We start from the raw sequence: 25,709 nt of genomic DNA on the forward strand, positions 1-25,709 counted from the left end.
TGGGCTTACCGACTTCTTCGATGCGGAGTTCAAGTCTGCCCTGCGTACCATTATCGAGGTGTTCAAAAAAGAGCAGCATCACTTCGAGCAGTCGCCGTACCGCTTCACCCGCAACAACGGCATTCCAGAAGACTCGTTGCGAAATAACGGACTTGGCATGCCGGTGAACTATACCGGGATGATCTGGTCCGGGTTCCGTTCCAGTGACGATGCCTGCGATTTCCACTACAACATTCCCGGCAATATGTTTGCCGTTGTCGCCCTGCGGCAGATGCAGGAATTCGCCGAGTGGGTCTTCCAGGACATGGATCTGCTGGCCGAGCTGAAGGCGCTGGAGTTCGAGGTGGATCACGGCATCAAGCTGTACGGGATTTACCGTCATCCCGAATTCGGGCCGATCTATGCCTACGAGACCGACGGCTTCGGCAATTACTGCCTGATGGATGATGCCGGCACTCCGGGGCTGATCTCCATTCCGTACCTGGGCTATTTGAAGAACGATGATCCGGTGTATCAGAACACGAGACGGTTTGCGCTCAGTACAGAAAATCCGTTCTATTATGAAGGAACAGCAGCCAAAGGCATCGGCAGTCCGCATACACCGAAGAACTATATCTGGCACATGGCCTTGTCGATGCAAGGGATTACGGCAGACACCACGGAAGAGAAGCTGGCGGTGATTAGCATGCTGGAAGCCACGGACGCCGATACCGGCTTCATGCACGAAGGCTTCCATGCGGATGACCCCTCCGTGTTCACCCGCAGCTGGTTCGCCTGGTCGAACAGCCTGTTCTCCCAACTGATCTGGCGGGCGATGCAGGAAGGAATTCTCTAAGTGATTTCAGGTACGGATGACAAGATGGAGTAAAGTACTTTTTTAGATGAAAAGGAGACATGAACATGAGTACGATTATTGGAGAAAATCTGTCAAATATCCCTTGGGAGGAGAAGCCGGCAGCCACCAGCGCACCGGTATGGAGATATTCGGCCAATCCGATCATTCACCGGGATGCCATCCCGAATTCCAACAGTGTGTTTAATTCGGCGGTCGTCCCTTTTGGGGAGGGGTTCGCCGGCGTTTTCCGCTGCGATTCGAAATCGGTCAGCATGGATATCTTTGCAGGCTTCAGCGAGGACGGCGTGAACTGGAGTATCCAGCATGAACCGATTGTCTTCCAAGGGGACGAAGAGGTCATTACACGGGAATACCGCTATGATCCCCGGGTCTGCAAGATCGATGACCGTTACTATATTTCCTGGTGCAACGGCTATCACGGGCCGACCATCGGACTCGCGTACACCACCGATTTTCAAACCTTCCATCAACTGGAGAACGCCTTCCTGCCGTATAACCGCAATGGCGTGCTATTCCCGCGGAAGATCAACGGGCATTATGCCATGCTTAGCCGTCCAAGTGATACCGGGCATACTCCGTTTGGAGATATTTTCTACAGCGAAAGCCCGGACCTTACCTTCTGGGGCAAGCACCGCTATGTGATGGGCACGGTGAATGGAGATGCCTCCGCCTGGCAGTCCAAGAAGATTGGCCCCGGTCCGATTCCGATCGAAACGAGCGAGGGCTGGCTGCTCATCTATCACGGTGTAATCAACACATGTAATGGATTTGTCTACCGCATGGGCTGTGCGCTTCTGGATCTGGATCAGCCCTGGAAAGTAAAAGCCCGTTCGCGCAATTATATTCTGGGACCGGAAATGATGTACGAATGTGTGGGTGATGTGCCTAATGTGACCTTCCCTTGCGCGGCCTTGACCGATTCCGCGACAGGACGGATTGCCATCTACTACGGGTGCGCGGATACGGTTACGGGCCTTGCCTTTACCACCGTGGATGAGTTGCTTAAATATATGAAGGAGTACCCGTTGGAGATTGAGGAATAGCAACAATGAACAGTAGCAGGGCGGTAATATTAAGGCATAATCGCGACGGCAGGATTTGAACCTGCGGCTTCTTGCTCCCGATATAATGGGGCGGGGGGCTTTTAGTGTTTATGGGGCTTGGATTTGAGAATAGGAATGAATCTATGAACGGAGCCCCTCAGCTAATGAGTATGAGTTATGAGGGGTTCTTAGCACTCCCTAATCCGGAGTGTTTTTTTGTTTTCTGACACCAGCTGTGACACCCATTGCATATGGAATATGTGAGGAGGGACAGGCGTTGGTAATCACCGCTTCAATACAAGTGGCAAGAACACTTCGTCCACAAGACTAGCAATCGTCTGCTCGGACATTGGTTTGTTATACAGCATTAACTCATGGCGGGCCAGATCTGCCGGCAAAGTAAGCATCCGGGGGGTAACGGCTTCGGCCGACACCTCTCCCCGGTCAACGGCCCGCTGCAGTACAATCGTCATTGTCCTGTTATGACGCCCTTGGGGGAATAATAAGGATGCGAGCGGCATGGCGCCGATTTCCGTTACGAGCCCATAAAAGGCCTTGATCATCACTTCAATGTTGTTCTGATTCATCGATCGAAGCACGCCGCAAACATCGTCCCTCAAATTCCCGTAATCGGGTACCTCCTCCAGCGGGAGAGGTACGCGTTCCCGGATCGCCGCGAGTACAATCTCAGCGCGGTTGGCCCATCGACGGTACAGCACGGCTTTGCTTGTCCCCGCCCGTTCCGCCACTCCATCCATCGTAAGATTAGAATAGCCTTGTTCTATCAACTCTTCCCGCACGGCTTGCAGGATAGCCGCTTCAAGCTCTTTGCCTCTGCGTCTGTTTTTCAATTTATCCGGGTGTTGAGAATTGGACATGTTGTTCTCGCACTCCTTTAATAAATTCGTTGCGTTTCATATAGAAATAGTATATCATAAACGCAAATAAGAAACTAAAAGTTTCTTATTTTTCGATCAAAGGGAGGCAATCAACATGCAAAAACAAGGTTCTACAGCGCTTGAATCGGCTGAACAGCAGGCAGCCGAGAAGAAATTGATGTGGATTCTAATGGTTGGCATTCTGGCTCCGCTATTCGACACGACGATAACGAATGTGGCTATTAATACGCTGGTTCGGGAATTCAATACCTCGGTGTCAACCATTCAATGGGTTATGACCGCTTATCTGCTTGCGCTTGCTATGGTCATTCCCTTCAGCGGCTGGGCGGTGGAGCGATTCGGGGGTAAGCCTATGTGGCTATTTTCGCTGGGCATGTTCTTGCTCGGTTCTGTACTATGCAGCTTGGCATGGAACGTGGACAGCCTAATTTTTTTCCGTACCATTCAAGGGATCGGCGGGGGATTGCTGATGCCCATTATGCAGACCTTGGCAGTGCGCGCCTCTGGAGGACGAAATATGGGTAAAAAGATGGCCACGGTGGCCTTGCCGGCGCTGCTTGGGCCGATACTCGGGCCAGTGCTGGGAGGCCTTATCATCAATCATCTGAGCTGGAGATGGATTTTCTTTGTAAATATTCCGCTCTGCATCGCAGCCATCATTATGGCGTGGAAGGGGCTGCCTAATGAACAGCGCCGAACCCGAACGTTGCGGCTGGATCTGTTGGGACTGATGCTGCTCTCCCCAGCCATCGTGCTCATTATTTACGGTCTTGGGGAAGTGAGCTTGAGTCACGGCTTCGGTCATGCTGCGGTTCTCGTTCCCGTTATAGCAGGGTTAACGCTTTTGGCTGGATTTGTTGTTTATGCCGTTCGAAAAGGAAACGAAGCCTTGCTTGATGTTAGGCTGTTCCGGGTGCGTTCCTTTACCGTATCCGCGGCACTGCTTTTTCTATCCGGCCTGACTTCCTACGGGGCAATGCTGTTGCTGCCGCTGTACTTCCAGCAAGTCCGCGGCGAATCGGTGCTTCTATCCGGTCTGCTGCTCGTTCCGCAAGGGGTCGGGATGTTGTTGACAAGATCGCTTGCCGGCAAACTAACGGATCAGATCGGTTCGAGGCCAGTCGTTCTTGCCGGAACCCTGCTTACCATGCTTGGAACATGGCCGCTTACGCAGCTTAGTGGAGATACGAGCTATTATTATTTGAGCGCGGCATTGATTGTACGGGGAGCAGGATTAGGCGCTGTGTTTCTGCCGGTCATGGCTTCCGCCTATATTGGCCTGTCTTCGAAGCAAATCCCGCATGCCAGCAGCACCACTCGTATTATGCAGCAAATCGGCGGCGCCTTTGGTGTATCGGTTATCGCTATTATTTTGCAGAACGAGCTTAATTCAGTCATGTCACATGATCCGGCAGCTGTGGCTGTTGCATTCGATCATACGTTTATCTGGTCGATTGCCTTCTCAACATTGGCGCTAATTCCAGCGGCATTTCTGCCGAGAATAAAAAGATGAATTCGAGTGAATTCACTTTGTGATAGTCCCTGAGCGCAAACTGTATAACTCGTATAAATCTAGTGAAGGGAATGGCTGTTAACCGACTAAAAATCTAAACAAACGGAATTTGGCCCCTTTATTAAGTAAATGGGTGGCAAAGCTATGGCGTATAGCTTAATTTCCTTCTACCAGAGTAAGCGATATGCTTCTTTAACTCCTCCATAAAGAGAGAGCTTGTACAGGATTCGAAGGACGACACTCCTGAACAAGCTCTATCGGAAATGTTTCAATAAATTTACTGCTTTATGATGTTATGAGAATCCCTAAGATTGGCGGGGCGAGGCTGGCCCAAGCCCAATGGAGCAGAGCCAATTCAGCGCTACCTCATGCAGCACGTTGATGTTGTCTACCTGACAGTGTTCTAATCCGCCAAGTCGTCTATCCTCTATCGCGTAGAATGTCTTGTTTTTCGAACCCGCCTGCTCGTAATTCTTCATAGCTTGTGTCAGCGGATTGGGCTGAACCAATATCTCTTCCGCTCCATGCATGACAAGCAGCGGACATTCGATCTGGTGGAGCACGCCCTCAAGATCATAGGCAAAACGCGGATTCCCCGCAAAATCCTCCAGGCTTTCTGCCCCCAGAATTCTCATACCGTGTGCGGCCAGACTTGGCGGCATCCATGTAAGCATGGCTTTCCAGTCGAAGGCATGCGTACCGCCATCGGAGATGACGGCAGCAATCCTGTGATCGAACGAAGCGAAACGCAGCGAGTCGTAAGCCGCAAAACTCTCCCCGTGCACGATAATCTTATCGGGATCGACTTCCGGCCGTGTTAGAAGAAAGTCGATGGCCCGGGAATGGAAAGCCTCACTGTCCGCCCGTCTCCCCTTTCCCTTTTCGTACAGCGAGAGGCCGGTGCCAGGCTGGTCATAGACCAAAAAGTTATATCCACATGAAATGAAGGCAGGACCCAGCCAGAAATAATTTTCAATGGACCACTCGTCACCACCGTTAAGCGCAAACACGGTCGGCTTTGGGCCTTTGATCCAGGAAGGGGAGAAGAAGTATCCCTCCAGCTTGACATCCTCGTAATCGACCTCAATTTTCTCCGGGCGGACATCGAAGTACTTTCCGGCAGCTTCGAAGAGTTCATTAACCTTTTTAAAAATACGGATTTTCTCGGTGTCATCATCCATTACCGCATACTCTGCGATTCTGTAGTAATTGCAGGCACGAATGTAGCAGTTTCGTGCGGTATACCAGTTTCCAGCCGTTTCAGCCTCCTTGCCGTGTCTTTCCAATGCCTGAGCGGTGATGAGCCATTCCCTGTGCCACGTATCCTTGTCATCGGGATTGATTTTTTTGCAGGCCTCGTAGATTTCGGTGACGTCTGTAGCACCGAGGCTTGCCATACCCAAAGCTTTGGTAACTTGGTATGACATCATGTAGTTATTGGGCCAGCGGCTGAACTCAATTGACATTTCGACATCCTCCTTGTCAAGTTCCAGTGATTGTAGTTTTTTACTACAAGTAATTTTTACATCCAAAGATAAAGCTTCCTTAAAAGAAAAATAAATGTTTATAAAGAGAATATAAAAAACTATAAACCGCTAAAAAACAAAGTTAAAGGCTATTGCCTGGGTGTTGACACCCGGCAGCAGCCTTTAACTTTGTTGTAAAAGAAGATATGCAAAAATAAAGTTAGCGTTGTGCCGCCAGGGGAATGCTGAATCTTATCCCCAAACCGCCATATTCGGAAGGGTAGGCAACAATTTCGCCCCCGTGATGTTCAATAATAGATTTACAGCTTGCAAGCCCCAGCCCCAGTCCGCCCTTTTGGATTTGCCGCGATTTGTTCACAGTGAAAAATTTGAGGAACAGAGAAGAAATATCCTTATCCGGCACTCCAATTCCATTATCCTCGATTTGGAAATAGGCATAACGTTCTAGCAGGTATCCGGTCATATACACTTTCAGCGTATTCTTCCCTCCATATCTTACAGCATTGCTAAAGAGGTTGCCGAAAACCCGGCGGATCATCGGTTCATTGACCATTAGCAATATATTTTCCGTGAATGAATGACGGCAAGTAAGCTCGTAGTCAAGTCCCGCCAACTCGTACTCATATTCAAGAGCGATTTTTTCAAATAATATTGATGCTTGTACAGGTTTAGCTACCATGGATTCCAACTCCAGTTTTTCTTTGGTGAAGCTGGAGAAATCATTGATGAGTTCGACCATATATTCTGACTTCCTTTGAATCAAATCATAATATTCCTGCTTTTCAGTTTCTGATAGGTCCTTGTGTGTAGCCAGCAGTTCAGTAAAACCGTTAATAGATGTCAGGGGTGTTTTTAAATCGTGGGCGATTGCCGCAATCATATCGGTTTGCTCACTGTGGGCGAGTTGAAGCCTGTGCTCCATCTTATTGAAGTGCTTATACAGTTCTCCGATCTCGTCATTACTCCTCAAAGCTAACGGAGGCATGGGATGTACAATATTTACTTCTTCCAGCCTGGTATTTAGAAGCCGAATGGGCTTCTCTATGCACAAATAAATATAGATAATCAGAATAATAAATATACAACAAGCGATGGCAAATATGGGCAGAAGCAATGCTATATATCGTGAGTCCAACAATGTACCGCGTATAGGGGAATATACTGCAAAGACAAACTTCAAGTACATTCCAATGGAAAACATAAGAATTAGAAGCATTAGCAGGAATAAGAGGGGAAGTTTTATTTTCAGTTTCATACTATTGCTCTCTTTCCGTATATTTATATCCTATGCCCCATATGGTTTTAATAAAGTTATGATCAGGACCCAGTTTTTTACGGATATTTTTGATATGGACCGTTACGGTATTTATTTCTCCGTATTCGTCTCCCCAGACATTCTCATAGATCTGCTCACGACTCAATACCTGATTGGGGTGACGCATAAGAATAGACAAAATTTGAAATTCTTTCGTTGATAAGTCGAGCTTCCTGCTATGCAGGAAGGCTTCAAACGTTTTATCGTTCAAAATGAGCGGAGCATCCGCCTTTTCGCTGCTGGGACTAAGTTCATCCCACTCTTTAAACAGCCTGTCCACTTTTCTGAAGTGAGCCTTTATCCTGGAGGCAAGCTCCTGAATACTGAAAGGTTTGGTCATGTAATCGTCAGCTCCTATTTCGAGACCAACGATTTTATCAATGTCCTGATCACGCGCACTTAGAAACAGGATGGGAACATTATAAGATTTTCGGATACTTCTGCAGACATCATGTCCATCCATATCCGGCATCACTATATCCAGAACGATAAAATCAATGTGGTTTTCAGCCAATGCAGATAAGGCTTCTTTCCCGGAACTTGCCGTGATTACTGCAAATTGCTCGTACCTTAAACTCTTTGTGATGAGTTTTACGATTTCTTCATCGTCGTCTACAACTAATATCGTTTTTGACATTTTTCTACCTCCCAACCTTTTTAAATGGACTGCATTTATAACACAAGAGCCGTATGGAATTGAATTGACAATCTGGTATAAATAATATTCTCTTCATCTTGTTGATGCAATCGTCCACTTCGTAGACAGAATCAAGGCATAAATATTGAATTGCATAGTCCGTAGAAGTACGTGCACCACCATGAACACAAAGCTCAGCTTTAACTGGATCACACCCTTGTCAAGGTGCCTTTGTTAGGGGGTTAGGGGAGCAGGTTTGGAGCATGACGAAAGAGGGAGTGCGATTCAAAATATGATTTGAGTTTTTTGCAGCCCAATGCCGATATCATTCCGACAGCAGCGGCGGTACACACGCTTGAGCACTTATTGGCTACGCATTTGAGGGATGGAATTTTGTATACTTGGAGAGGAATTAATTCAAAATAGGGGGGATCATTATTTAGAGGAATAAAGGCTTTCTGCATTCTGGGATTACGTTTGACTGACAATTTCTTTTTTCAGTTATTGAACGGTCATTCGTTCCTTCTATATAAATGAAGTTAAAGCCTAGTTTAAATAATTCGAACAAAAAAACCCTTATTAATCAAGGGTTTTAGCATTTTAGCATGGTCGAGACGACAGGATTTGAACCTGCGGCCTCTTGCTCCCGAAGCAAGCGCTCTACCAAGCTGAGCTACGTCTCGTCATTACAGGTTAACCCGTTGTTAACCGCAGGATTGCTCTGAATAATCCACATTATACGCCTGCAAGTAAGCGCTGTAAATAATCATTTTGCTGCTTCATTTCGCCCTTTTCTCTACCCGAGATTGACAGAAATAGGGGCGCTGGCTATACTTGAAATGTTAAAATGCAAATCGGAAAAAACGTTGATGAAATGAAGTACGCCGGAGATTGGCTTGGATCAGAGAAGAGGTTCCTTTACGATAGTCTTCGTAATTGGCTGTGAGAACCTTGAAGACAGGCCGGCGGAAAGCTGATTTCGGAGTGCGGGGACAATCCCGCCGGGGGCGCCCGTTAACAGCCGCACAAGGCGATCGTCTGATCATGGTCCGTGACTTCACGGATATTGGCGATAACCAGGGTGGTACCGCGATAATCATCGTCCCTGAATTTATTCAGGGGCGTTTTTTTGTTTTTAATAACTATGAGACAGGGGCTGTACATGATGAAAGCAAGTGAAATCCGTTCCAAATGGCTGCAGTTTTTTGAGAGCAAAGGCCACCGTATCGAGCCGAGCGCATCGCTCGTGCCGCATAATGACCCGTCGCTGTTATGGATCAACGCCGGGATGGCTCCGCTGAAGGCGTATTTTGACGGCCGGGAAATCCCGGAGAATCCGCGTCTGACCAATTCGCAGAAATGCATTCGTACTAACGATATTGAGAATGTAGGCAAAACGCGACGCCACCATACGTTCTTTGAAATGCTGGGTAACTTCTCCATTGGAGATTATTTCAAGGAAGAGGCTATAACCTGGGCTTGGGAGTTTCTGACCGGCAAGGAATGGATTGGTTTTGATCCGGAACGTATTTCCGTAACGGTATATGCTGAGGATGAAGAAGCCTTCAAGCTGTGGAATGAAAAGGTCGGCCTGCCCGCAGAGCGCATCATTAAGCTGGGTGACGACAACTTCTGGGATATCGGCGAAGGTCCTTGCGGCCCTTGCTCGGAAATCTTCTATGACCGCGGCGAAGCCTACGGCAGCGACATGTCCGATCCAGAAATGTATCCGGGCGGGGAAAATGAACGCTGGCTCGAAGTGTGGAACCTCGTATTCTCGCAGTTCAACCATAACAAGGACGGCAGCTATACGCCGCTTCCGAACAAGAACATTGATACCGGTGCGGGTCTGGAACGCTTCGCGTCCATTCTGCAGGATGTGGATTCCAACTTCGATACCGATCTGTTCCAGCCGATCATCCAGAAGACGGCCAAGCTTGCAGGTGTAACCTACAAGGATAACCTGGAACAGGATATTGCTCTAAAAGTAATCGCCGACCACATCCGGACTGTAACGTTTGCTGTAGGGGATGGCGTGCTTCCTTCCAATGAAGGCCGCGGCTACATTATCCGCCGTCTGCTCCGCCGCGCGGTGCGCTATGGCAAGACCTTGGGTCTGGACCGTCCGTTCCTGTTCGACCTTACGGAGACTGTGGGCGAAGTGATGGGCGTCTACTATCCATCCGTTGTCGAGAACCGCGAGTATATCGCCAAAATCATCCGTACCGAGGAAGAACGTTTCCATGAAACGCTGTCTGACGGTCTGGCTATCCTGGGTGAGATCAGTGCCAAAGCTAAGGCTGACGGGCTCAGTGCCATTGCCGGTGCAGATGCGTTCAAACTGTATGACACGTATGGCTTCCCGTTTGACCTGACTGAGGATTTCGCCTCCGAGCAGGGCCTCACCGTGGACCGTGAAGGCTTCGACGCAGCCATGCAGGAGCAGCGCGACCGTGCCAGAGCCGCCCGTCAGGACGGCGGCAGCATGAAGGTTCAAGGCGGACCGCTGGCTGAGCTGACGGTTAAAAGTGAATTTGTTGGTTATACTGACTCCGTAGCAGAGTCTAAGATATTGGCTATTGTTGCAGGCGGTACATTGGTGGACATCGCAGGCGAAGGTACCGATTGCCAGGTTATCCTGGAATCGACGCCATTCTATGCTGAAAGCGGCGGCCAGGTTAGCGACACCGGTCTTCTGACCGGCGGTTCGGTGACCGCCAAGGTAACAGGACTGTTCAAAGCTCCGCATGGCCAGCATGTTCATCTGGTTACTGTGGAAGCCGGGGAGCTGAGAGTGGGCGACAGTGTCCGCGCCGAGGTGAACCGGGAGCAGCGTGAAGACATTGTTAAGAACCATACGGCAACCCACCTGCTGCATAAAGCACTCAAAGAAGTGCTTGGCGGTCACGTGAATCAAGCCGGCTCTTTAGTAGAAGGCGCACGTTTACGTTTTGACTTCTCCCACTTCGGCGCAATTACGCCGGAAGAGCTGAGCGATATCGAACACCGGGTGAACGCGCAAATCTGGCGCGGCCTGGATGTAGTGATTGAGAATAAGCCGATTGACGAGGCCAAGGCTATGGGGGCCATGGCACTCTTCGGCGAAAAATACGGCAACATCGTGCGCGTGGTTCAGGTTGGCGATTACAGCCTTGAGCTGTGCGGCGGTATCCATGTGACTAACACCTCGCAGATCGGGATCTTCAAGCTGGTCAGCGAGAGCGGCATTGGCTCCGGGGTGCGCCGGATCGAAGCGGTAACCGGGCGTTATGCGTACCAGTTCACCGAAAGCCAGCTGGATCTGCTGAAGCAATCGGCAGGATTGCTGAAGTCTTCGCTGAACGATGTGCCAAAACGGATTGAAGCGCTGCATGCCCAGGTCCGTGAGCTGTCCCGTGAGAATGAATCCCTGCAATCTAAGCTGAGCGCAACCTTTGCTGCCGAACTGACCAGCAGTGTGAAAACGGTAGGCGGCGGTACACAGCTGCTCGCGGTTGCCGTTCAGGCTGGTAATATGGACGCACTTCGTTCGACTGCGGATGAATTAAAAACCAAGCTGCCGGATGCTGTACTTGTGCTGGGCGCGGCTATGGACGACAAAGTCAACTTTGTTGTATCGGTACCGCAGGACCTCGTCAAAAAAGGCTTCCACGCCGGTAAGCTGGTGAAGGAAATCGCAGCAGTATGCGGCGGCGGGGGCGGTGGACGTCCGGATATGGCGCAAGCCGGAGGCAAGGATGCTTCCAAGCTGGGCGAAGCTCTTTTGAAAGCCGAGGAGCTTGTAGCCGCTCAGGGTTAAGCGGTAAAAGTAACGGAGCAGGTTTCGGAGCTGCTGCATAACGCCAGGGATTGCTGGATTATGCAGCTGCAGACAGATGGATATGCAAATCGGAAATGAGGGTTGCCGCAGCGGTACTGAGAGCAATATATCAGTACCGCTGCTTTATTCACGCGAAGCTGGAAAATGTATATTTTTTGTCAATATTCACTTTTAGCGAACATCTGCAATAGCTTAAAACCCAAAAAAATCTCTATTTTTGTAGACGAAATACCAAAAAAAGCGTTATCACGATGGCAGGATTTCCTCGTTGGGCCATGAATATGTTATGATGAGGGCAGCAAGTCAGCTGTACAGCAGCAACTTTGCGAAGCCGCCCAATAAGCGGGTGATTTTGCAGAAGGAAGGTGTCACAAATGGACTCCATGGACAAAACGGTCAAATTCAATGTAAAGGGCGATGAGAAGGAAGCCTCCTCCCAGGAAATACTGCTCGCAGTATACGATGCGCTGGTGGAGAAGGAATACCATCCCATCAACCAGATCGTAGGGTATCTTATTTCTGGAGATCCGGCTTACATTCCGCGCCACAACAATGCGAGAAGTTTGGTCCGGAGGAAAGAACGTGATGAGCTGATTGAGGAACTGGTTCGTTTCTACCTCGCCAATCATCGGGTGGATCATCCGAAATGATGAAGAAGCTGGGTCTGGATTACGGCGACCGCAGAATCGGAGTTGCCACAAGTGATATTTTTGGATGGACAGCACAAGCTCTGGAGACGATTGAGCGGCGCGGCAACGGAAATGAGTTCCAGCGTATCCGCGAACTGGTCAAGGAACATGAGATTGGAGAGATTGTAGTTGGCCTTCCGAAGAATATGAACGGCTCAGTAGGCCCCCGTGGTGAAATCTGCATCGAATTTGCCGATAGGCTTCGGGAAGAACTCGAAATGCCCGTACACCTTTGGGATGAGCGTCTGACGACGGTATCTGCTGAGCGGATGCTGATTGAAGGGGACGTCAGCCGGAAGAAACGCAAAGGGATTGTAGATAAAATGGCTGCAGCCCTGATTTTGCAAAATTTTTTGGATGCTAACAGTAAAAGGTGAGGGGTGTGTTAGATTGACAAACGAGCAGATTGGCCAAGAAGAAGAACCGGAAATTATCTACATTCCTGATGAGGAAGGTAATGAAGAGGAATTTGAGGTCATTATGAAATTTGAAGTCGATGGTTCGGATGCCAAGTATATGATGGTGGTTCCGCTGGATTCCGAGGATGAAGAGAGCGATGAGGTGTATGCGTTCCGTTATGAAGAAGACGGTGATGATCTTCAACTCTTTATGATCGAGAATGATGAGGAATGGGCCATTGTTGAAGAGACCTTCAATACCTTGGTAGATGAGCTGGACGGAGGAGCGGAGAATGACTGATTTTTCCGCCGATCAGGTAGTTTGGACTTCAAAGCTTAAAGAAGTATATGGAGAAACAGTGGAACTGGAAGACGAGCAGGGCAAATCTTCCGTTTACGATATTATTGCCGAATTTGAAGTTGGTGACCGAGCGTATGCGGTGCTTACCGGTTCCGGGAGAGGTGCCGAACAGGAGATTCTGCGGATTGTGGTTTCGCCTGACGGGCTTCCCGAACTGGAGAGCATCGTGGATGACGAGGAATGGGAAAATGTCAACGAGCTGTATGACGAGCTGACTTTTCCCGCTGACGAGAGCGAATAAGCTTCCATATGTACGCTATAGCAAGGAGTGGCACGGAAGAGGGCGGAGATTTTTCCGCGCTCTTTTTGCTTGAAATAGAAGTTTTGGAGAATAAGAAGCCGCCTCTTGGGAGGACGGCGAAATCGTTTCCACTTATGCAATCTATATGTCCGCAAAAATATATGTTGAATTTGAGACAATACAATTTTATACTTTATAGTCGGAAAGTGAGGAGTGACATTTGAAAGCCGCAATCCGCACCTTGGCTCTTATTATCCTTTTGTTGGCTGCAATTGGCGGGGGAGGAGTCTGGTACATCTGGAATGGCATGCAGCCGGTGAAGCCGGCAGGCCTGCCGGTAACCTTTACGATAGAGAAGGGGATGGGCAGCGCGCAAATTGCCGACCTGCTCGAACAAAACGGCATTATACGCAAAGGATTATTTTTTAAAGGCTACTTGAAATGGGTCAAGGAAGGGTCCAGTTTCAAGGCAGGCACCTATACCGCCAGTCCGGGCGACACCTATGATTCACTCATTGCCCGCCTGAATGCAGGGGATGTGGTGAAGAAGGATACCGTTTCATTTACGATTCCGGAGGGATATACGGCCAGGCAGGTTGCTGATAAGCTTGCTGCAGCCTGGAATCAGAAACCCGAAGTATTCCTGAAAATTATAGATTCTGGAGCGGGTCTTGAAGCCGTGGGCAGACTGGGTATTCCTGATGACAACAAGCTTCGCCACCGTCTGGAGGGATATTTGTTTCCGGAGACGTACGAGCTTGTGAAGGAGAGTACACCGGAGCAGGTTGTTGAAGCGATGCTGGAGCAGCTTGAGAAGAAGCTGGACAGTATTGAAGGCTGGCAAGGCAAGCTGAAGAACCGCGGACTCTCCCTGCATGAACTGCTGACTGTGGCCTCGCTTGTAGAGCGTGAGGTTGTAGTGGACAGTGAACGTCCGATTGTCGCCGGAGTGATCTACAACAGGCTGGATAAAGGGCAGAAGCTGGAGATCGATGCGACTGTTCAATACCTGCTGGACAAGCAGAAGGAACGGCTGTATGAGAAGGATCTGAAGGTCGACAGTCCTTATAATACCTATAAAAACGAAGGTCTGCCGCCCGGGCCGATCAGCAGCCCCGGTCTTGCATCCATTGAGGCGGCCCTGACACCGGAAGCTTCGGATTATTATTTCTATGTAACCAAAAAGGATGGCTCACAGGGCCATTTATTCGGCAGGACCTATAAGGAACATTTAGCCAATATCAAAAAAAGTGAACAAAATTCGCGGTAACCTATTAAAATAGAGTGTGATGCGGATTGAACCGCGAAGTAGGAGGGTGCAACATGAATAACAAACCGGAGCTGCTGGCGACAGCCGCTTCCTTGGAAGAAGCGGCTGTGCTGCTGGAGGCCGGGGCAGATGCGTTGTTGATTGGCGATGACCGCTTTGGCATGCGTCTGGCAGGCCATTTCTCGCTGGAGGATACCGCGAAGGTCGTCAAGCTGGCTCACGCCAACGGCTGTAAGGTCTACGCAGGCCTGGGTGGCCTAATGTCGAACCGGCTGCTGGACGAGCTTCCCGCTTATGTAAAAGCCATTGGAGAACTGGGTGTAGATGGGATCGAATTTGGTGATCCGGCTGTGCTTGCCGCAGTGAAGACGGAAGCGCCGGGATTGAAGCTGCACTGGAATGCAGAAATGACTTCAACCAACTATGCAACCGCCAATTACTGGGGCCGCAAGGGCGCTTCGCGGGTCGTTCTGGCCCGTGAGCTGAATATGGATGAAATGACAGAAATGGTGCCTCTGCTGGAAGTTGAAGCCCAGGTACAGGTACACGGCATGACGAATATTTATCACTCCAAGCGCAAGCTGGTCGCAAGCTACATGTCCCACCAGGGCCGTCCGAGCGACGGCGGAAGCCTTGGCAAGGAGCGCGGACTGTTTCTGATCGAAGCAGAGCGCCCCAATGAAAAGTTTCCGATATACGAGGATGAGAATGGCACGCATATTATGAGCTCTGATGATATTTGCATCCTGGAGGACCTTCATTTTCTGCTGAAGGCAGGAGTGCAGAGTCTGAAGATTGAAGGACTGCTGAAGCCGGTTGCTTATAACGCAGCTGTCGTTAAGGCTTATCGCCATGCTATTGACCTCTACGCTGCTAATCCTGAAGGCTATGCCTTCCAAGAGGATTGGATGGATGCCATACGTGCGCTGCAGGATCCTGAGCGCGAGCTGTCCTTCGGCTTTTTCTACAAGGAACAGGTATATTGAAAAATAATAAAAAAGTCAATGACTCAGCTTTTTAAAATAGATCTATAAGCAACATTCAGGTGTAGCAGCGGAGGGGAAGTTTGGAACTGTAGGAGCGTCAGCGCCCGCCTTTAGGTTTGGATTTCTACTGCGGCCAGCGGTTAAATTCAGGAAATCCAAATCTAACAGCGGCCGGAGGTCCAAACATTCCCCGCAGCTGCGTTCAACACCAAAATGTAAGGATTTTAGCTATTTTAACTGGTGAGACAATGGAGGGGAGAACAGGAATGGGAACCATGACCAAGCCGCAATACAAGGGCAAACGTTACCGTCTGGACAAACCGGAGCTCCTTGCTCCGGCGGGCAATCTGGAGAAATTGAAATTCGCCGTGCATTATGGTGCGGATGCAGTATATATTGGGGGACAGAAATACGGCCTGCGCTCGGGAGCGGATAACTTCAGCTTTGAGGAGATGCGCGAGGGTGTGGAATTTGCCAAAAAATACGGTGCGAAGGTTTTTGTCGCTACGAATATTTATGCCCACAATGAAGATATCGCGGGGATTGAAGAATACCTGCGTAACCTATATGAAGCGGGGATCGCTGCCATTATCGTGGCCGACCCTGCCATCGTCGATACCGCCCGCCGCCTGGTGCCAGGCCTTGAGGTTCATCTGAGCACCCAGCAGTCCACGCTCAACTGGCAAGCTGTATCTTTCTGGAAGGAAGAAGGACTTCCGCGTGTCGTCCTCGGCCGCGAAACGAGTCTTGAGGAAATCGCCGAAATCAAGCAGCATGTCGATATTGAAATTGAGAGCTTCATCCATGGAGCGATGTGCTCCTCGTACTCCGGCCGTTGCGTGCTGTCTAACCACTTCACGGACCGCGATTCAAACCGTGGGGGCTGCTGCCAGTCCTGCCGCTGGAAATACGACCTGTTCGAGGATGCCCGCCCAGAAGGGACTTGGGTATCCGAGGAGGAGCAGGCCCAGGCACAGCAGTCTCCTCTGCCGCTGCAGCCGGGAGTAACGCAGCTTCCTCTGCATCAGCCGGAGGATAACCCGTTCTCGATGGGTTCCAAGGATTTGTGTATGCTGGAGAGTATACCTGAGCTGATCGAAGTCGGCATAGACAGCTTCAAGATTGAAGGGCGGATGAAGTCCATCCACTACGTGGCGACGGTTGTCAATGCTTACCGCAAAGCCATCGATGCCTACATGGCCGACCCGGAAGGGTACGTGCTGAAGCCGGAATGGCTGGAAGAACTGCAAAAGGCGGCGAACCGTCCGCTGAATACCGGATTTTTCTACGATACCCCGGATCATGAGGATCATATTTATGAGCCGGAAGAAAAGGCAGCGCCTTATGACTTCGCCGGACTGGTGCTGGAGTACGATGCGGCCAGCGGAACAGCGCTGATTCAGCAGCGCAATCACTTCAAGCCGGGACAGGAAGTGGAGTTCTTCGGGCCTGACAATACGTTCTTCAAACAAACGGTAGGCGAGCTGTGGGACGAGGCAGGTCAGCTGCTTGATGCCGCACGCCACCCGCTGCAGCGGGTGCGTATGAAGGTCGATCAGCCTGTGGCTTATTTCGATATGATGCGTAAGAAAAAATAGTGTGTTTGTTAGTTCGTTTGGAGTTCTTTACAGGAATGCACCTCGTATTGAGGGGCATTCCTTTTTGGCATATAGAATAAAATGGAAAATGACTAAAATATATAAAGATTCTGTGGTAATTTCTAAAGAAAACTAAGAAATTATACCTAAACTGCCGATATAAATAAGAGCGAACGCTTACATATATCTTCTAATCTAACTGGCAGGTGATTGAGATGGTTGCTCCTAAACGGGAGAGCAATGGGGAAGAGCGGAAAGAGAGAAGGATGAAATTGACAAAGAAGAATAAGACCAACAAGAAACAACCGTCGAACGTCCAGAAATCTGAGACAAACCTTACAGATGCAGTACAGGAAACTGTCAAGAAAGCTGCGCCAACTAAAAAACGTATAGGCTCAGGTCTTTCTGCTAAGGGAATGCTGCATGGTTCGGTAAGTCAGATCAAGAGGGTCAATCCAAATAAGTCGGTTGGGGTCAAGCTGTTCTTGATCTTTTTATCCTCCATTGTGGTAGTTGTACTGGCTCTGGGGCTATTGTCCTATAATAAAGCTAAGAACACGATTAAGAATAATGTGTCGGAAGCTAACCGCCAGACGATTATCCAGACCTCGGAGAAGCTCGATATTACACTGAAGCAATATGAAAATTTGGCCATGCAGCTCTTTTTTGATCCGCAAATGCAGAACAATCTGACAGATCTGGCCTCTGCAGAATCCAGTTATGATAAATTCGTGGCTACGGATGCGATGAATAAAAAGCTTTCCAGCCAGACGACTACAGACTCTAATATTGTAGCGATTACACTGATTCCGACTTCCAAAGATTTTGATATTGTTTCAAGTGGAAGCTCCAGCATGAAGCTGGACAGTGTCAGAGATCAGGCATGGTTCAAAACAGTGGTTGCCAATGCCGAGAGCTACAAGAGCTATTATTCCGGTGAGGAAAAATCTGCACAGAACTATTGGTTCCCTACATCCGTAGCAGGAGAAAACGGGAAGAATATTGCGATGGTCAGAGCACTGAAAAATCTTGGAGCCAATTCAGGATATGTGATTATGCTCGAACTGAAGAATACACTGCTGGAGGAAGCCTTCAAGAGTGTAACACTCGGAGATGGCTCACGGATTCAGCTCGTTGCACCAGACGGTACTGTTGTGGCCTCCTCCATTCCTGAAGAGGATGGTAAGGTATCGGAGCTTGGATTTATTAAAGAGAGCAAGACTAGCAGTAAGAGCGAGGATGCCACGGACGCAAAAGGCGAAGATGTTCTGGCTGTCTACAATCCTATGGCTAAAGCGGACTGGAAGCTGACAGGTATTGTCCCTACTGGTGAACTTGTGAAGGCGGCAACTCCAATTCTATTCACGACCTTTCTGGCTGCGGCTGCGGCTGCGGTACTGGCCATTCTGGTCGGTATTGGGATGGTGCGGATGATTGCCCGGCCGCTGGCCCGGTTGAAGGACCTTATGGTTGAAGGTGCAAAGGGAGACCTGAGCGTACGCACCGAATATGTATCCAAGGATGAAATCGGTGAGTTGTCGGCGTCCTTTAATACGATGATGGAGCGGATCACCGAACTGGTTGCGCAGACAACGGATACCGCACGTGAAGTACTGGAAACCGCCGGAGAGCTTGGAGATGCTTCACGCAAGACGGCGGTTTCCGCGAAGGAAATTGCGGCAGCTACCGAAGAGATTGCCGGTGGCGCAGGAAGCCTTGCACAGGAGGCTGAACGTGGCAATGAGCTTACGGATCTGATCGGAACTCAGATGCAGAGCGTCATCGCAGCGAACGCCGAGATGGATGAAGCGGCCCGCGGAGTGGGAGAAGCCAGCGGTCAAGGTGCGAAACAGCTGGAAGAGCTGCTGACGCAGACTAGCCGTACCGGTGAGATGACTACTGCGCTGGTGGATCGGGTCAACAATTTGAAAGAAACGGTATTCTCGGTCATCAAGGTGCTGGATGTGATGAAGAATATCACACAGCAGACGAACATCCTCTCGCTCAATGCGACGATCGAGGCAGCTAGAGCTGGTGAAGCAGGACGCGGATTTATGGTCGTAGCGGATGAGGTCCGGCAGCTGGCCGACCAATCCAAACAGTCCATCGCCGTTGTAGCCGGTATTACCGATAAGATTATTACGGAAATGAATGAGACGGTGGCAGTGTTGTCCGAAGTTGCACCGCTCTTTAAACAGCAGATGAGTTCGGTGAAGAGCACCAGTGATATCTTCGTATCCGTAAAAGGGCAAATGGAAGTTTTCATTTCCAGTCTGGAGTCGGTTACCGGAGCCATAGACAGTCTGAATCATTCGCAGGGCGTCTTGTCGGATGCCATGGGTAATGTAAGCGCAGTGGCCCAGCAATCCTCGGCTACTTCGGAAGAGGTCGCATCCCTGAGCAATGAACAGCAGAATGTCAGCGATCAGCTCGTTGCACTCTCCGGCAAACTGGAAAGCGTCTCAACCCAGCTGAAAGATAAGCTCTCACTGTTTACGATTTAATAAAGATTAAGATTTTCCAATCTCTAGTGAACAAGCGTTCCGCAAGCCGGCAATCGGCAGCGGGGCGCTTTTTTTTTGCGAGATATTCAACGCTTGGTAATGTAATTTCCTTGTACATCAGGGAACTAACACGTATAATTATTTTGTTAGGGGATTGTTATTTTTTCTGAAAATGTTAGGTGAAGCTGGAACAAGGAGAAGGACCGAATGAAAGTTAAACGTAGTCACACCTGGTGGTCCTATGTAGGGGACATGAGCATGGAACGCAAGCTGCTCCTGGTCTTCCTGATTATTATTACACTTCCGCTTTCGTTCATCAGTGTGATCAGCTTCAAGAGCTACTCCGAATCGATTCAAGCGAACACTGTTGCCTATTCAGAGAAGCTGATTGACCAGATGATGGATTCTATTGATGACTATATAGAGGATATGAAACGGATTTCGTCCATGCCTGCCTATGTAAACGATATCAAGCAGAACTTGATCCGTTCGAACCGCTATTATGAACAACAACAGATGATGGAGAGCAAGGGAAGCAGCACACAGGTTGCTCCTGGCGACTTTGATTTGCTGCTCTCCATTCAGCGGGGCATTGAAGGGAATATCTCTTTTATTAACAATATTAAGCGGGGAACCAACTCGGTATATATTTTCGACGGCTACGGCAATGGTTATTATTCCGCCAAGGATGGCGGTGTACGTCTGGACCTGAAACAGAGTTACAAATTTTGGAGCGAGAAGGCCAAGAATTCCAGTGGCGAAGCGTTGCTCTTTGGCACACAGGCGTATACGAGCAATCTGCAGAGCACCCGCTATGCTTTCACTGTGGTCCGCAAAATTGTCGACGGGCTGTGGAATCCGATTGGACTGATAGCAGTTGAAGCCAACATCAGCAATCTGGAAAATCAGGTGGCCGAACTGGATACCGTAACCCACGGCAAGTCAATCATTGTGGATGAAGACGGCAAAGTGATTTTTGACAGCGAACAGAGACTTCTCACGACCGATATTTCCCATACCAGCCTATTCCGTCAGGCTTCAGGCAATGCCGGGAGTTTTTATGATACCGTGTCAGGCAAGGAACGGCTTAATATTTATTCAAGCTCTTCCAAGACCAACTGGAAGGTTATCATTTCTATTCCTGTGGATGAGCTAACGCGCGGGGTGAAGCTGACCCGTAACGCTACCTTTGCCGCTACCCTGATTATTATCGTACTGGCGCTGATCATTTCGATTATTCTATCGTTTGCGTTAACCAAACCGTTGACCCAAATGATCCAGCTGATGAAAAAGGTGCAGAACGGCGATCTGGATGTGACTTTCCGCGTCAGACGCCGGGATGAGATTGGCCTGCTCGGCCATCAATTCAACCGGATGCTCGCCCGTATCCGGCAGCTGATTCAGGATATATACCGGATTGAGGAACAGAAGAAAGAGGCAGAGCTGCAGGCGCTGCAGAGCCAGATTAATCCGCATTTTATATACAATACATTGGAATCCATCCGTATGACTGCAGAGATCAATGATGACGTGGAAGCCGCGGATATGATCTCCATTCTGGGCAAGCTCCTGCGTTACAGTACCAGTGAGTTGTCTGGTATAACGACGATGAAGCAGGAGCTGCTGTATGTCCGCAATTATGTCGAGCTGCTGGGGTGCCGGTATCCCGGAAGGTTCGTATTGCAGATTGATGTTCCCGAGACGCTGGACAACTACTCCATGATTAAGCTGGTTTTTCAGCCGATCATTGAGAATGCCGCCTACCATGGATTGGATGATACCAAGGACCAGATGCATCTGAGCATTAAGTGTGAGGTCACAGAACAAATGCTTATGTTCCATATCCGGGATGATGGCTGCGGGATGGAAGAGGCTACACTTCATAAGCTGAGCGACAGTCTGAAGCGTGAAATGCCTCCGAAGAAAAGCATCAATGGGGGCATAGGGATGAAAAATGTTCATCAGCGGATTCAGCTTCATTATGGAGCAGCCTATGGCATTGAGGTCTTTAGCAAGCTGGGGGAAGGGACGGATGTGATTTTATCCCTGCCGCTTCTAAGCCCGCTCGACCAGGAAATGAAGGGAAGAGAATAGAGGAGGAGTCCGCTTGAAACGGATGAAAATACGTTGGCCCATGCACACCATTCTGCTGCTATTCCTGCTGTCTGCCGGCTGTGACGGCCGAGGCAATTCACAGGCCCTGCCCTCGCCAACCCCGGCCGGAGTTGATAGACCATCGGAATTGTCCGGTACCATCGTAATGCTGACGAACCGGATTGATTTGATTGAGAATGGGACGTTCAAGGGCTACGCCGATAAGTTCAAAAAGAAATATCCGGGAGCTAATGTGGAATTTGAGGGTTTGTCCAATTATGCCACTGACATTCTGGTCCGTCTGTCCACCAAGGATGCGGGGGATGTGCTGCTGCTTCCGGTGAACCTGCCGGCTAAAGAGCTGGGACTTTTTTTTGAACCCCTGACCGATGAATTGGCTGCACAGGAGAAGTTCACCACCTTCGCCACGTATGACGGCAAAAGATATGGGTTGTCCACAGGTACCACTACGAGCGGAATTGTCTACAACAAGCAGGCTTTTAAAAAAGCAGGGATTGAGAAGGTGCCTCAAACACTTAATGAATTCTATGCAGCCAGCGCCAAGCTGAAGCAGGCAGGCATTATCCCGCTCTATATGAATTACGGTGCTGTCTGGCCGCTGCGGGATTGGGGCGACAACCTGGTTAATTATATGTCAGGCAATCCTGATTACCTGAACAGTATGGTACATGAGGACAGTCCCTGGAAGATCGGCAATGTATGGGGACGGGCGCTTGAGATTGCCAGGACGATGCTTGCCAAAGGTTATGTGGAGGATCAGCTGTTCTCGAATAACTGGGAGATCTCCAAGACCATGCTGGCCAAGGGGGAGGCAGGGATGTATCTTCAGGGTAACTGGACGATCCGCCAGATTCTGGATGCCGGTGCGAAGTCTGAGGATATTGGCTTCTTCCCCTTTCCTTATGATAATAATACCAGCCATAACGCCCTGTTGAATCCCGATTGGTTCATAGGAGTAAGCAGGTATAGCAACAACAAAGAGCTTGCGATGGCCTGGGTGAAATTTTTTGTAACGGAAACCTCGTATACCACAAACTCGGGGTTTCTGCCGGCTGATGACACGGAGGAGCCCTCGATGCCGCAATATAGCGAGTTTCTCTCCTATCATCCCAAGCTGATCGAGGCTACTGTGCAGTCAGACGCCTTCATCGACATGTCGAACCGGGCGAAGCTGTCCTTCTGGTCAGGAGATTATATCCAGGAGCTGCTGGCTGCACCGGATTTACAGAAAGCTTTTGACGAATTAAATGAGAAATGGACAGAAGCGCGGGCAGGCCAGCAGGCTTCTCCCGGACCGCAGGCGGCGGCTGTACAATAAAGATAATCTGGAGGTATTTTCCTATGGCAAAAAAAGTGACCATGCAAAAAATCGCCGATCACCTCGGTGTATCCAAGTTCGTAGTCTCCAAATCGCTCTCCGGCAAAGGCGGCGTTAATGAGACCACCCGGGAGCGGGTCATTCAAGCCGCATCACAGCTGGGGTATTTTACCCAGAAGAATGCATATGTACAGAACGTAAAACGCCCGTCTCCTGCGTCCGGTACTGACCGGGGCAAGCAATCTGTGCTCGTGCTGATGCCGAATATCCGGGCGCAGACCCAGGACTCCCTTTATTGGGGGAAAATTATCGATGGCATCGCGCTAGCTCTCGATCAGGAGGGTCTCGGCATGGTCATTGTCTCGGAGCACCGCGCCGATAACTTTATCCATATTCTCAATCCGGGGGGTCTGCTCGGTCTGGTGGGGGTGGGGCAGATGTCCACTTCACTCCTGCTGGAGGTGCACCGCATCGGTCTTCCAATGGTGCTGATTGACCATGAGGACCCGCTCATTCCCAGCGATACTGTGTTCGCCAACAACATTGATTCAATGACCCGGCTCAGCAACCATCTGATGGGCATCGGACATACACTGTTTCATTTTATCGGCAATATCCGTTATTCCCGGAGTTTCCGTGACCGCTGGATCGGCTTCCGCAGTGCCCTTGAGGAGAATGATATGAGAACACCAGCCGGTGACGACGAGATGCTGCTGCTGGAGGGTATGGATGACGGCTCGTTCCGTGATGAATTCAAGCTCTGGATCACCAAACGCAAAAAAGCCAAAAACCTGCCGACTGCACTTATCTGTGCCAATGACTCCACGGCCCTGGCCGTGTGTGAAGTCCTTAGAGAAGAAGGGATATCCATCCCCGCTGATATTTCAGTTACGGGTTTTGATAATATTGAGGATGCCATGCGCGGCGTTCCGCCGCTCACAACGGTACATGTGCCAAAGGAAGCTATGGGCCGGGCCGCGGTGGAGAAGCTGCTGAACCGTATCCACAACCCTTCTGCGCCGCTGGAAAAAATTCTGATCTCGGCTGATATTGTCCACCGGGAATCGGTCGCAGGACCGCGGGAGTAGTCAGTTGCAGAAAAGGAAATTCAAGAAATAAAGGAGGGTTGGTTATGAGTTATAATGTACATATCACTAGGGCGGATCACTGGACCAATAGTGAGGCTAAGCCGATTTCTATAGAAGAATCCAAAGACTATTTTGCCGCAAAAGCGGATTTCGAGTATATGAATAAGCTCTCGCACCAGACCCCCTTCGGAACTTTGACTATGGGCGGAGAGTTTTTCGTCTGGAATGATAAGGATGTGAAGGTTCCATTTAGGTACTATGAGGGACGAATTACGGTTTCAGGAGCAGATGATTTTATTATCGGTAGAATGAAGCAGGTGGCACAAGAGCTGGATGCGATCGTTCAGGGTGATGAGGGGGAACTATACTAATTAGGATATTGAATAGTCCATCTGCTGCAGAAAGTACAATAGAACCGCCCCATTTTTCCGCTAAATGTGAATCTATTGTATTCTTTACATTTATTCCGAAATCTATTGTAAGAAATATTGCAGAAGTTGCTTAAGCATCACTTGGTGCGCCTGTAGGGTGCAAGCTTGCTATTTATCGTTCATGAACAGGGAGGTTGATAGATTGACAGCAGCACTTATAGACCCGACAACACACAAAGACTGGATGATGCCGCATTCGTTCCAGTGGTATGCCGGGCTGGGAAGTCTCACCGGGAAATACGCCTATCCTTGGAATTCAACGATCACGGGGCCGGATGCAGAGCGGATATTTGCGCAGGAGGTCGCCGGAATGGTTCCGGGGAAAAAAGTGCTCGACGTTGGGTGCGGCCATGGCGATTTTACGATTGGGTGGAGTCCTGTTGTCCAGCACATAGTCGGCCTTGATATTACAGCCGATTTTATACATACCGCTTACAGCACTGCCCCTGCCAATGTGTCCTTTGTAACGGCTAATACCAAGGACAGGCTCCCTTTTGAGCAGAATGAGTTCGATTGTGCTTATAACCGTAAAGGACCCACATCCGCATACCCTGAGCTAACCAGAATTATTAAAAAAGGAGGGCGGCTGATCGCTCTCCACCCTGGTGACCGGTTGTCTCCTGAATTGTCAATCCTGTTCCCTGGGTTGTATGGTCCACAGCAGGAAGGGACTCCCGTGTTGGACAAGATTAAGCAGCGACTTGATGCGAGCGGATTTGCTGAAGCTGAAATAGAGACGGTGCTCGGTACACAGTACCTGCATGGGCCTTTAGACATTGTACGTCTTCGCTGCTTTGGGCAAACGTCTGCCGTACATGAAATGGTTATGGAGAGCAGTCTGCCAGAGATCAGCCGGATCTTCGCTCAGCATCAGACTACCCATGGCCTGCCGACCACGGTAGAATATTACATCGTGCGGGCTACAGTTTAGATAAGCAAATTTTAGTGGAGATTGTATTAGAATATTTCACTAACTTATAACAAAGGCGGCCCAGTGGAATTCCACAGGGGCCGCCTTTTACCTCTTCTTACTCTCTTATAAAAGAACTTCAGAAAACAACATTAAGGGTGAAGTAACGGAGGGGAAGTTTGGAACTGAAGGAGCGATAGCGGCCGGAAGTCCAAACATTTCCCGCAGTT

22 protein-coding genes, 1 tRNA gene and 1 pseudogene are annotated in these 25,709 nt (G+C 49.6%); 19 read left to right on the plus strand and 5 right to left on the minus strand.

Translation table 11 applies throughout. From position 1 onward, the window contains the following. Together A3849_RS00005 and A3849_RS00010 are read left to right on the plus strand one after the other, a co-directional pair. Positions 1-835 (plus strand): glycoside hydrolase family 125 protein (locus A3849_RS00005; protein WP_143191691.1); only part of this gene is annotated, 835 nt, incomplete at its 5' end. Positions 836-900: 65 nt separating this feature from the next. Beyond that, the gene (locus A3849_RS00010) at positions 901-1,899 is read left to right on the plus strand and encodes a glycoside hydrolase family 130 protein (RefSeq protein ID WP_074109590.1); all 999 of its coding nucleotides are present in this window, start codon (positions 901-903) and stop codon (positions 1,897-1,899) included. Positions 1,900-2,183: 284 nt separating this feature from the next. On the opposite strand, the gene A3849_RS00015 is transcribed toward A3849_RS00010, so the two are convergent. After that, positions 2,184-2,777 carry a TetR/AcrR family transcriptional regulator gene (locus A3849_RS00015; protein ID WP_074109591.1) on the minus strand — a complete coding sequence of 198 codons (594 nt, stop codon included), beginning with the start codon at positions 2,775-2,777 and terminating at the stop codon, positions 2,184-2,186. A 115-nt stretch (positions 2,778-2,892) separates the two neighbouring features. Here A3849_RS00015 and A3849_RS00020 point away from each other — a divergent pair, with 115 nt between their 5' ends. Continuing rightward, entirely contained in the window at positions 2,893-4,311 is a 1,419-nt protein-coding gene (locus tag A3849_RS00020; RefSeq protein ID WP_074109592.1) for an MDR family MFS transporter, read from the plus strand. A 305-nt stretch (positions 4,312-4,616) separates the two neighbouring features. Here A3849_RS00020 and A3849_RS00025 read toward each other — a convergent pair whose 3' ends face one another. The 3 genes from A3849_RS00025 to A3849_RS00035 form a co-directional block, all read right to left on the minus strand. Further along, positions 4,617-5,777 (minus strand): alpha/beta hydrolase, encoded by a 1,161-nt coding sequence (locus tag A3849_RS00025; RefSeq protein WP_074109593.1) that lies wholly within the window; start codon positions 5,775-5,777, stop codon positions 4,617-4,619. 220 nt (positions 5,778-5,997) lie between these two features. After that, a complete protein-coding gene (locus tag A3849_RS00030) occupies positions 5,998-7,053 on the minus strand; it encodes a HAMP domain-containing sensor histidine kinase (RefSeq protein WP_074109594.1) in 1,056 nt (351 codons plus the stop codon). Between the two features lies 1 nt (position 7,054). Continuing rightward, on the minus strand, positions 7,055-7,750 hold the full coding sequence (locus A3849_RS00035; RefSeq protein WP_074109595.1) for a response regulator transcription factor: 696 nt from the start codon (positions 7,748-7,750) through the stop codon (positions 7,055-7,057). A 204-nt stretch (positions 7,751-7,954) separates the two neighbouring features. Between A3849_RS00035 and A3849_RS33280 the strand changes: the two are divergent. After that, a pseudogene (locus A3849_RS33280) lies at positions 7,955-8,143 on the plus strand (S-ribosylhomocysteine lyase); the annotation flags it as partial. A gap of 213 nt (positions 8,144-8,356) precedes the next feature. Here the strand turns inward: A3849_RS33280 and A3849_RS00045 are convergent. Then, positions 8,357-8,433: transfer RNA gene (locus A3849_RS00045), tRNA-Pro, on the minus strand. A 268-nt stretch (positions 8,434-8,701) separates the two neighbouring features. On the opposite strand from A3849_RS00045, the gene A3849_RS00050 reads away from it, so the two are divergent. The 15 genes from A3849_RS00050 (at position 8,702) to A3849_RS00125 (ending at position 25,500) form a co-directional block, all read left to right on the plus strand. Continuing rightward, a complete protein-coding gene (locus A3849_RS00050; RefSeq protein ID WP_143191693.1) occupies positions 8,702-8,929 on the plus strand; it encodes a hypothetical protein in 228 nt (75 codons plus the stop codon). Then, a complete protein-coding gene (alaS, locus tag A3849_RS00055) occupies positions 8,916-11,549 on the plus strand; it encodes an alanine--tRNA ligase (protein ID WP_074109597.1) in 2,634 nt (877 codons plus the stop codon). Before A3849_RS00050 ends, alaS begins: the two co-directional genes overlap by 14 nt. Positions 11,550-11,944: 395 nt before the next feature. Then, positions 11,945-12,220, plus strand: a complete 276-nt coding sequence (locus A3849_RS00060) for an IreB family regulatory phosphoprotein (RefSeq protein WP_074102099.1) — start codon at positions 11,945-11,947, stop codon at positions 12,218-12,220. Next, positions 12,220-12,636 (plus strand): Holliday junction resolvase RuvX, encoded by a 417-nt coding sequence (gene ruvX, locus A3849_RS00065; RefSeq protein ID WP_178382570.1) that lies wholly within the window; start codon positions 12,220-12,222, stop codon positions 12,634-12,636. Before A3849_RS00060 ends, ruvX begins: the two co-directional genes overlap by 1 nt. Positions 12,637-12,649: 13 nt before the next feature. Continuing rightward, the gene (locus A3849_RS00070; protein ID WP_038588104.1) at positions 12,650-12,958 is read left to right on the plus strand and encodes a DUF1292 domain-containing protein; all 309 of its coding nucleotides are present in this window, start codon (positions 12,650-12,652) and stop codon (positions 12,956-12,958) included. Next, positions 12,951-13,259, plus strand: coding sequence for a DUF1292 domain-containing protein (locus A3849_RS00075; RefSeq protein WP_074109599.1), 309 nt, complete (start codon positions 12,951-12,953; stop codon positions 13,257-13,259). Before A3849_RS00070 ends, A3849_RS00075 begins: the two co-directional genes overlap by 8 nt. 220 nt (positions 13,260-13,479) lie before the next feature. Further along, on the plus strand, positions 13,480-14,529 hold the full coding sequence (gene mltG, locus A3849_RS00085) for an endolytic transglycosylase MltG (RefSeq protein ID WP_074109601.1): 1,050 nt from the start codon (positions 13,480-13,482) through the stop codon (positions 14,527-14,529). Positions 14,530-14,582: 53 nt separating this feature from the next. Continuing rightward, positions 14,583-15,515: a peptidase U32 family protein gene (locus A3849_RS00090; RefSeq protein WP_074109602.1), complete on the plus strand. Its 933-nt coding sequence runs from the start codon at positions 14,583-14,585 to the stop codon at positions 15,513-15,515. A 266-nt stretch (positions 15,516-15,781) separates the two neighbouring features. Continuing rightward, positions 15,782-17,113: a peptidase U32 family protein gene (locus A3849_RS00095; RefSeq protein ID WP_074109603.1), complete on the plus strand. Its 1,332-nt coding sequence runs from the start codon at positions 15,782-15,784 to the stop codon at positions 17,111-17,113. 266 nt (positions 17,114-17,379) lie between these two features. Further along, positions 17,380-19,617, plus strand: a complete 2,238-nt coding sequence (locus A3849_RS00100) for a methyl-accepting chemotaxis protein (protein ID WP_074109811.1) — start codon at positions 17,380-17,382, stop codon at positions 19,615-19,617. A gap of 207 nt (positions 19,618-19,824) precedes the next feature. Beyond that, the gene (locus A3849_RS00105) at positions 19,825-21,711 is read left to right on the plus strand and encodes a sensor histidine kinase (RefSeq protein ID WP_074109604.1); all 1,887 of its coding nucleotides are present in this window, start codon (positions 19,825-19,827) and stop codon (positions 21,709-21,711) included. Positions 21,712-21,733: 22 nt separating this feature from the next. Continuing rightward, positions 21,734-23,050: an ABC transporter substrate-binding protein gene (locus A3849_RS00110; RefSeq protein ID WP_074109812.1), complete on the plus strand. Its 1,317-nt coding sequence runs from the start codon at positions 21,734-21,736 to the stop codon at positions 23,048-23,050. 23 nt (positions 23,051-23,073) lie between these two features. Further along, on the plus strand, positions 23,074-24,138 hold the full coding sequence (locus tag A3849_RS00115; protein WP_074109605.1) for a LacI family DNA-binding transcriptional regulator: 1,065 nt from the start codon (positions 23,074-23,076) through the stop codon (positions 24,136-24,138). A gap of 44 nt (positions 24,139-24,182) precedes the next feature. After that, complete coding sequence (locus A3849_RS00120; protein WP_074109606.1) at positions 24,183-24,509, plus strand: hypothetical protein; 327 nt, start codon at positions 24,183-24,185, stop codon at positions 24,507-24,509. Positions 24,510-24,711: 202 nt separating this feature from the next. After that, entirely contained in the window at positions 24,712-25,500 is a 789-nt protein-coding gene (locus A3849_RS00125; RefSeq protein ID WP_083613298.1) for a class I SAM-dependent methyltransferase, read from the plus strand. The last annotated feature ends 209 nt before the right edge of the window (positions 25,501-25,709 follow it).

The sequence above is a fragment of the Paenibacillus sp. P46E genome, assembly GCF_001909095.1.
Classification (GTDB): Bacteria; Bacillota; Bacilli; order Paenibacillales; family Paenibacillaceae; genus Paenibacillus_AQ; species Paenibacillus_AQ helianthi.

Coding starts and splice junctions, on each gene's coding strand:
- A3849_RS00010 (WP_074109590.1), top strand. CDS start 901: ATGAGTACGATTATTGGAGAAAATCTGTCAAATATCCCTTGGGAGGAG.
- A3849_RS00015 (WP_074109591.1), bottom strand. CDS start 2,777: ATGTCCAATTCTCAACACCCGGATAAATTGAAAAACAGACGCAGAGGC.
- A3849_RS00020 (WP_074109592.1), top strand. CDS start 2,893: ATGCAAAAACAAGGTTCTACAGCGCTTGAATCGGCTGAACAGCAGGCA.
- A3849_RS00025 (WP_074109593.1), bottom strand. CDS start 5,777: ATGTCAATTGAGTTCAGCCGCTGGCCCAATAACTACATGATGTCATAC.
- A3849_RS00030 (WP_074109594.1), bottom strand. CDS start 7,053: ATGAAACTGAAAATAAAACTTCCCCTCTTATTCCTGCTAATGCTTCTA.
- A3849_RS00035 (WP_074109595.1), bottom strand. CDS start 7,750: ATGTCAAAAACGATATTAGTTGTAGACGACGATGAAGAAATCGTAAAA.
- alaS (WP_074109597.1), top strand. CDS start 8,916: ATGAAAGCAAGTGAAATCCGTTCCAAATGGCTGCAGTTTTTTGAGAGC.
- A3849_RS00060 (WP_074102099.1), top strand. CDS start 11,945: ATGGACTCCATGGACAAAACGGTCAAATTCAATGTAAAGGGCGATGAG.
- ruvX (WP_178382570.1), top strand. CDS start 12,220: ATGAAGAAGCTGGGTCTGGATTACGGCGACCGCAGAATCGGAGTTGCC.
- A3849_RS00075 (WP_074109599.1), top strand. CDS start 12,951: ATGACTGATTTTTCCGCCGATCAGGTAGTTTGGACTTCAAAGCTTAAA.
- A3849_RS00090 (WP_074109602.1), top strand. CDS start 14,583: ATGAATAACAAACCGGAGCTGCTGGCGACAGCCGCTTCCTTGGAAGAA.
- A3849_RS00095 (WP_074109603.1), top strand. CDS start 15,782: ATGGGAACCATGACCAAGCCGCAATACAAGGGCAAACGTTACCGTCTG.
- A3849_RS00100 (WP_074109811.1), top strand. CDS start 17,380: ATGAAATTGACAAAGAAGAATAAGACCAACAAGAAACAACCGTCGAAC.
- A3849_RS00105 (WP_074109604.1), top strand. CDS start 19,825: ATGAAAGTTAAACGTAGTCACACCTGGTGGTCCTATGTAGGGGACATG.
- A3849_RS00110 (WP_074109812.1), top strand. CDS start 21,734: ATGAAAATACGTTGGCCCATGCACACCATTCTGCTGCTATTCCTGCTG.
- A3849_RS00115 (WP_074109605.1), top strand. CDS start 23,074: ATGGCAAAAAAAGTGACCATGCAAAAAATCGCCGATCACCTCGGTGTA.
- A3849_RS00120 (WP_074109606.1), top strand. CDS start 24,183: ATGAGTTATAATGTACATATCACTAGGGCGGATCACTGGACCAATAGT.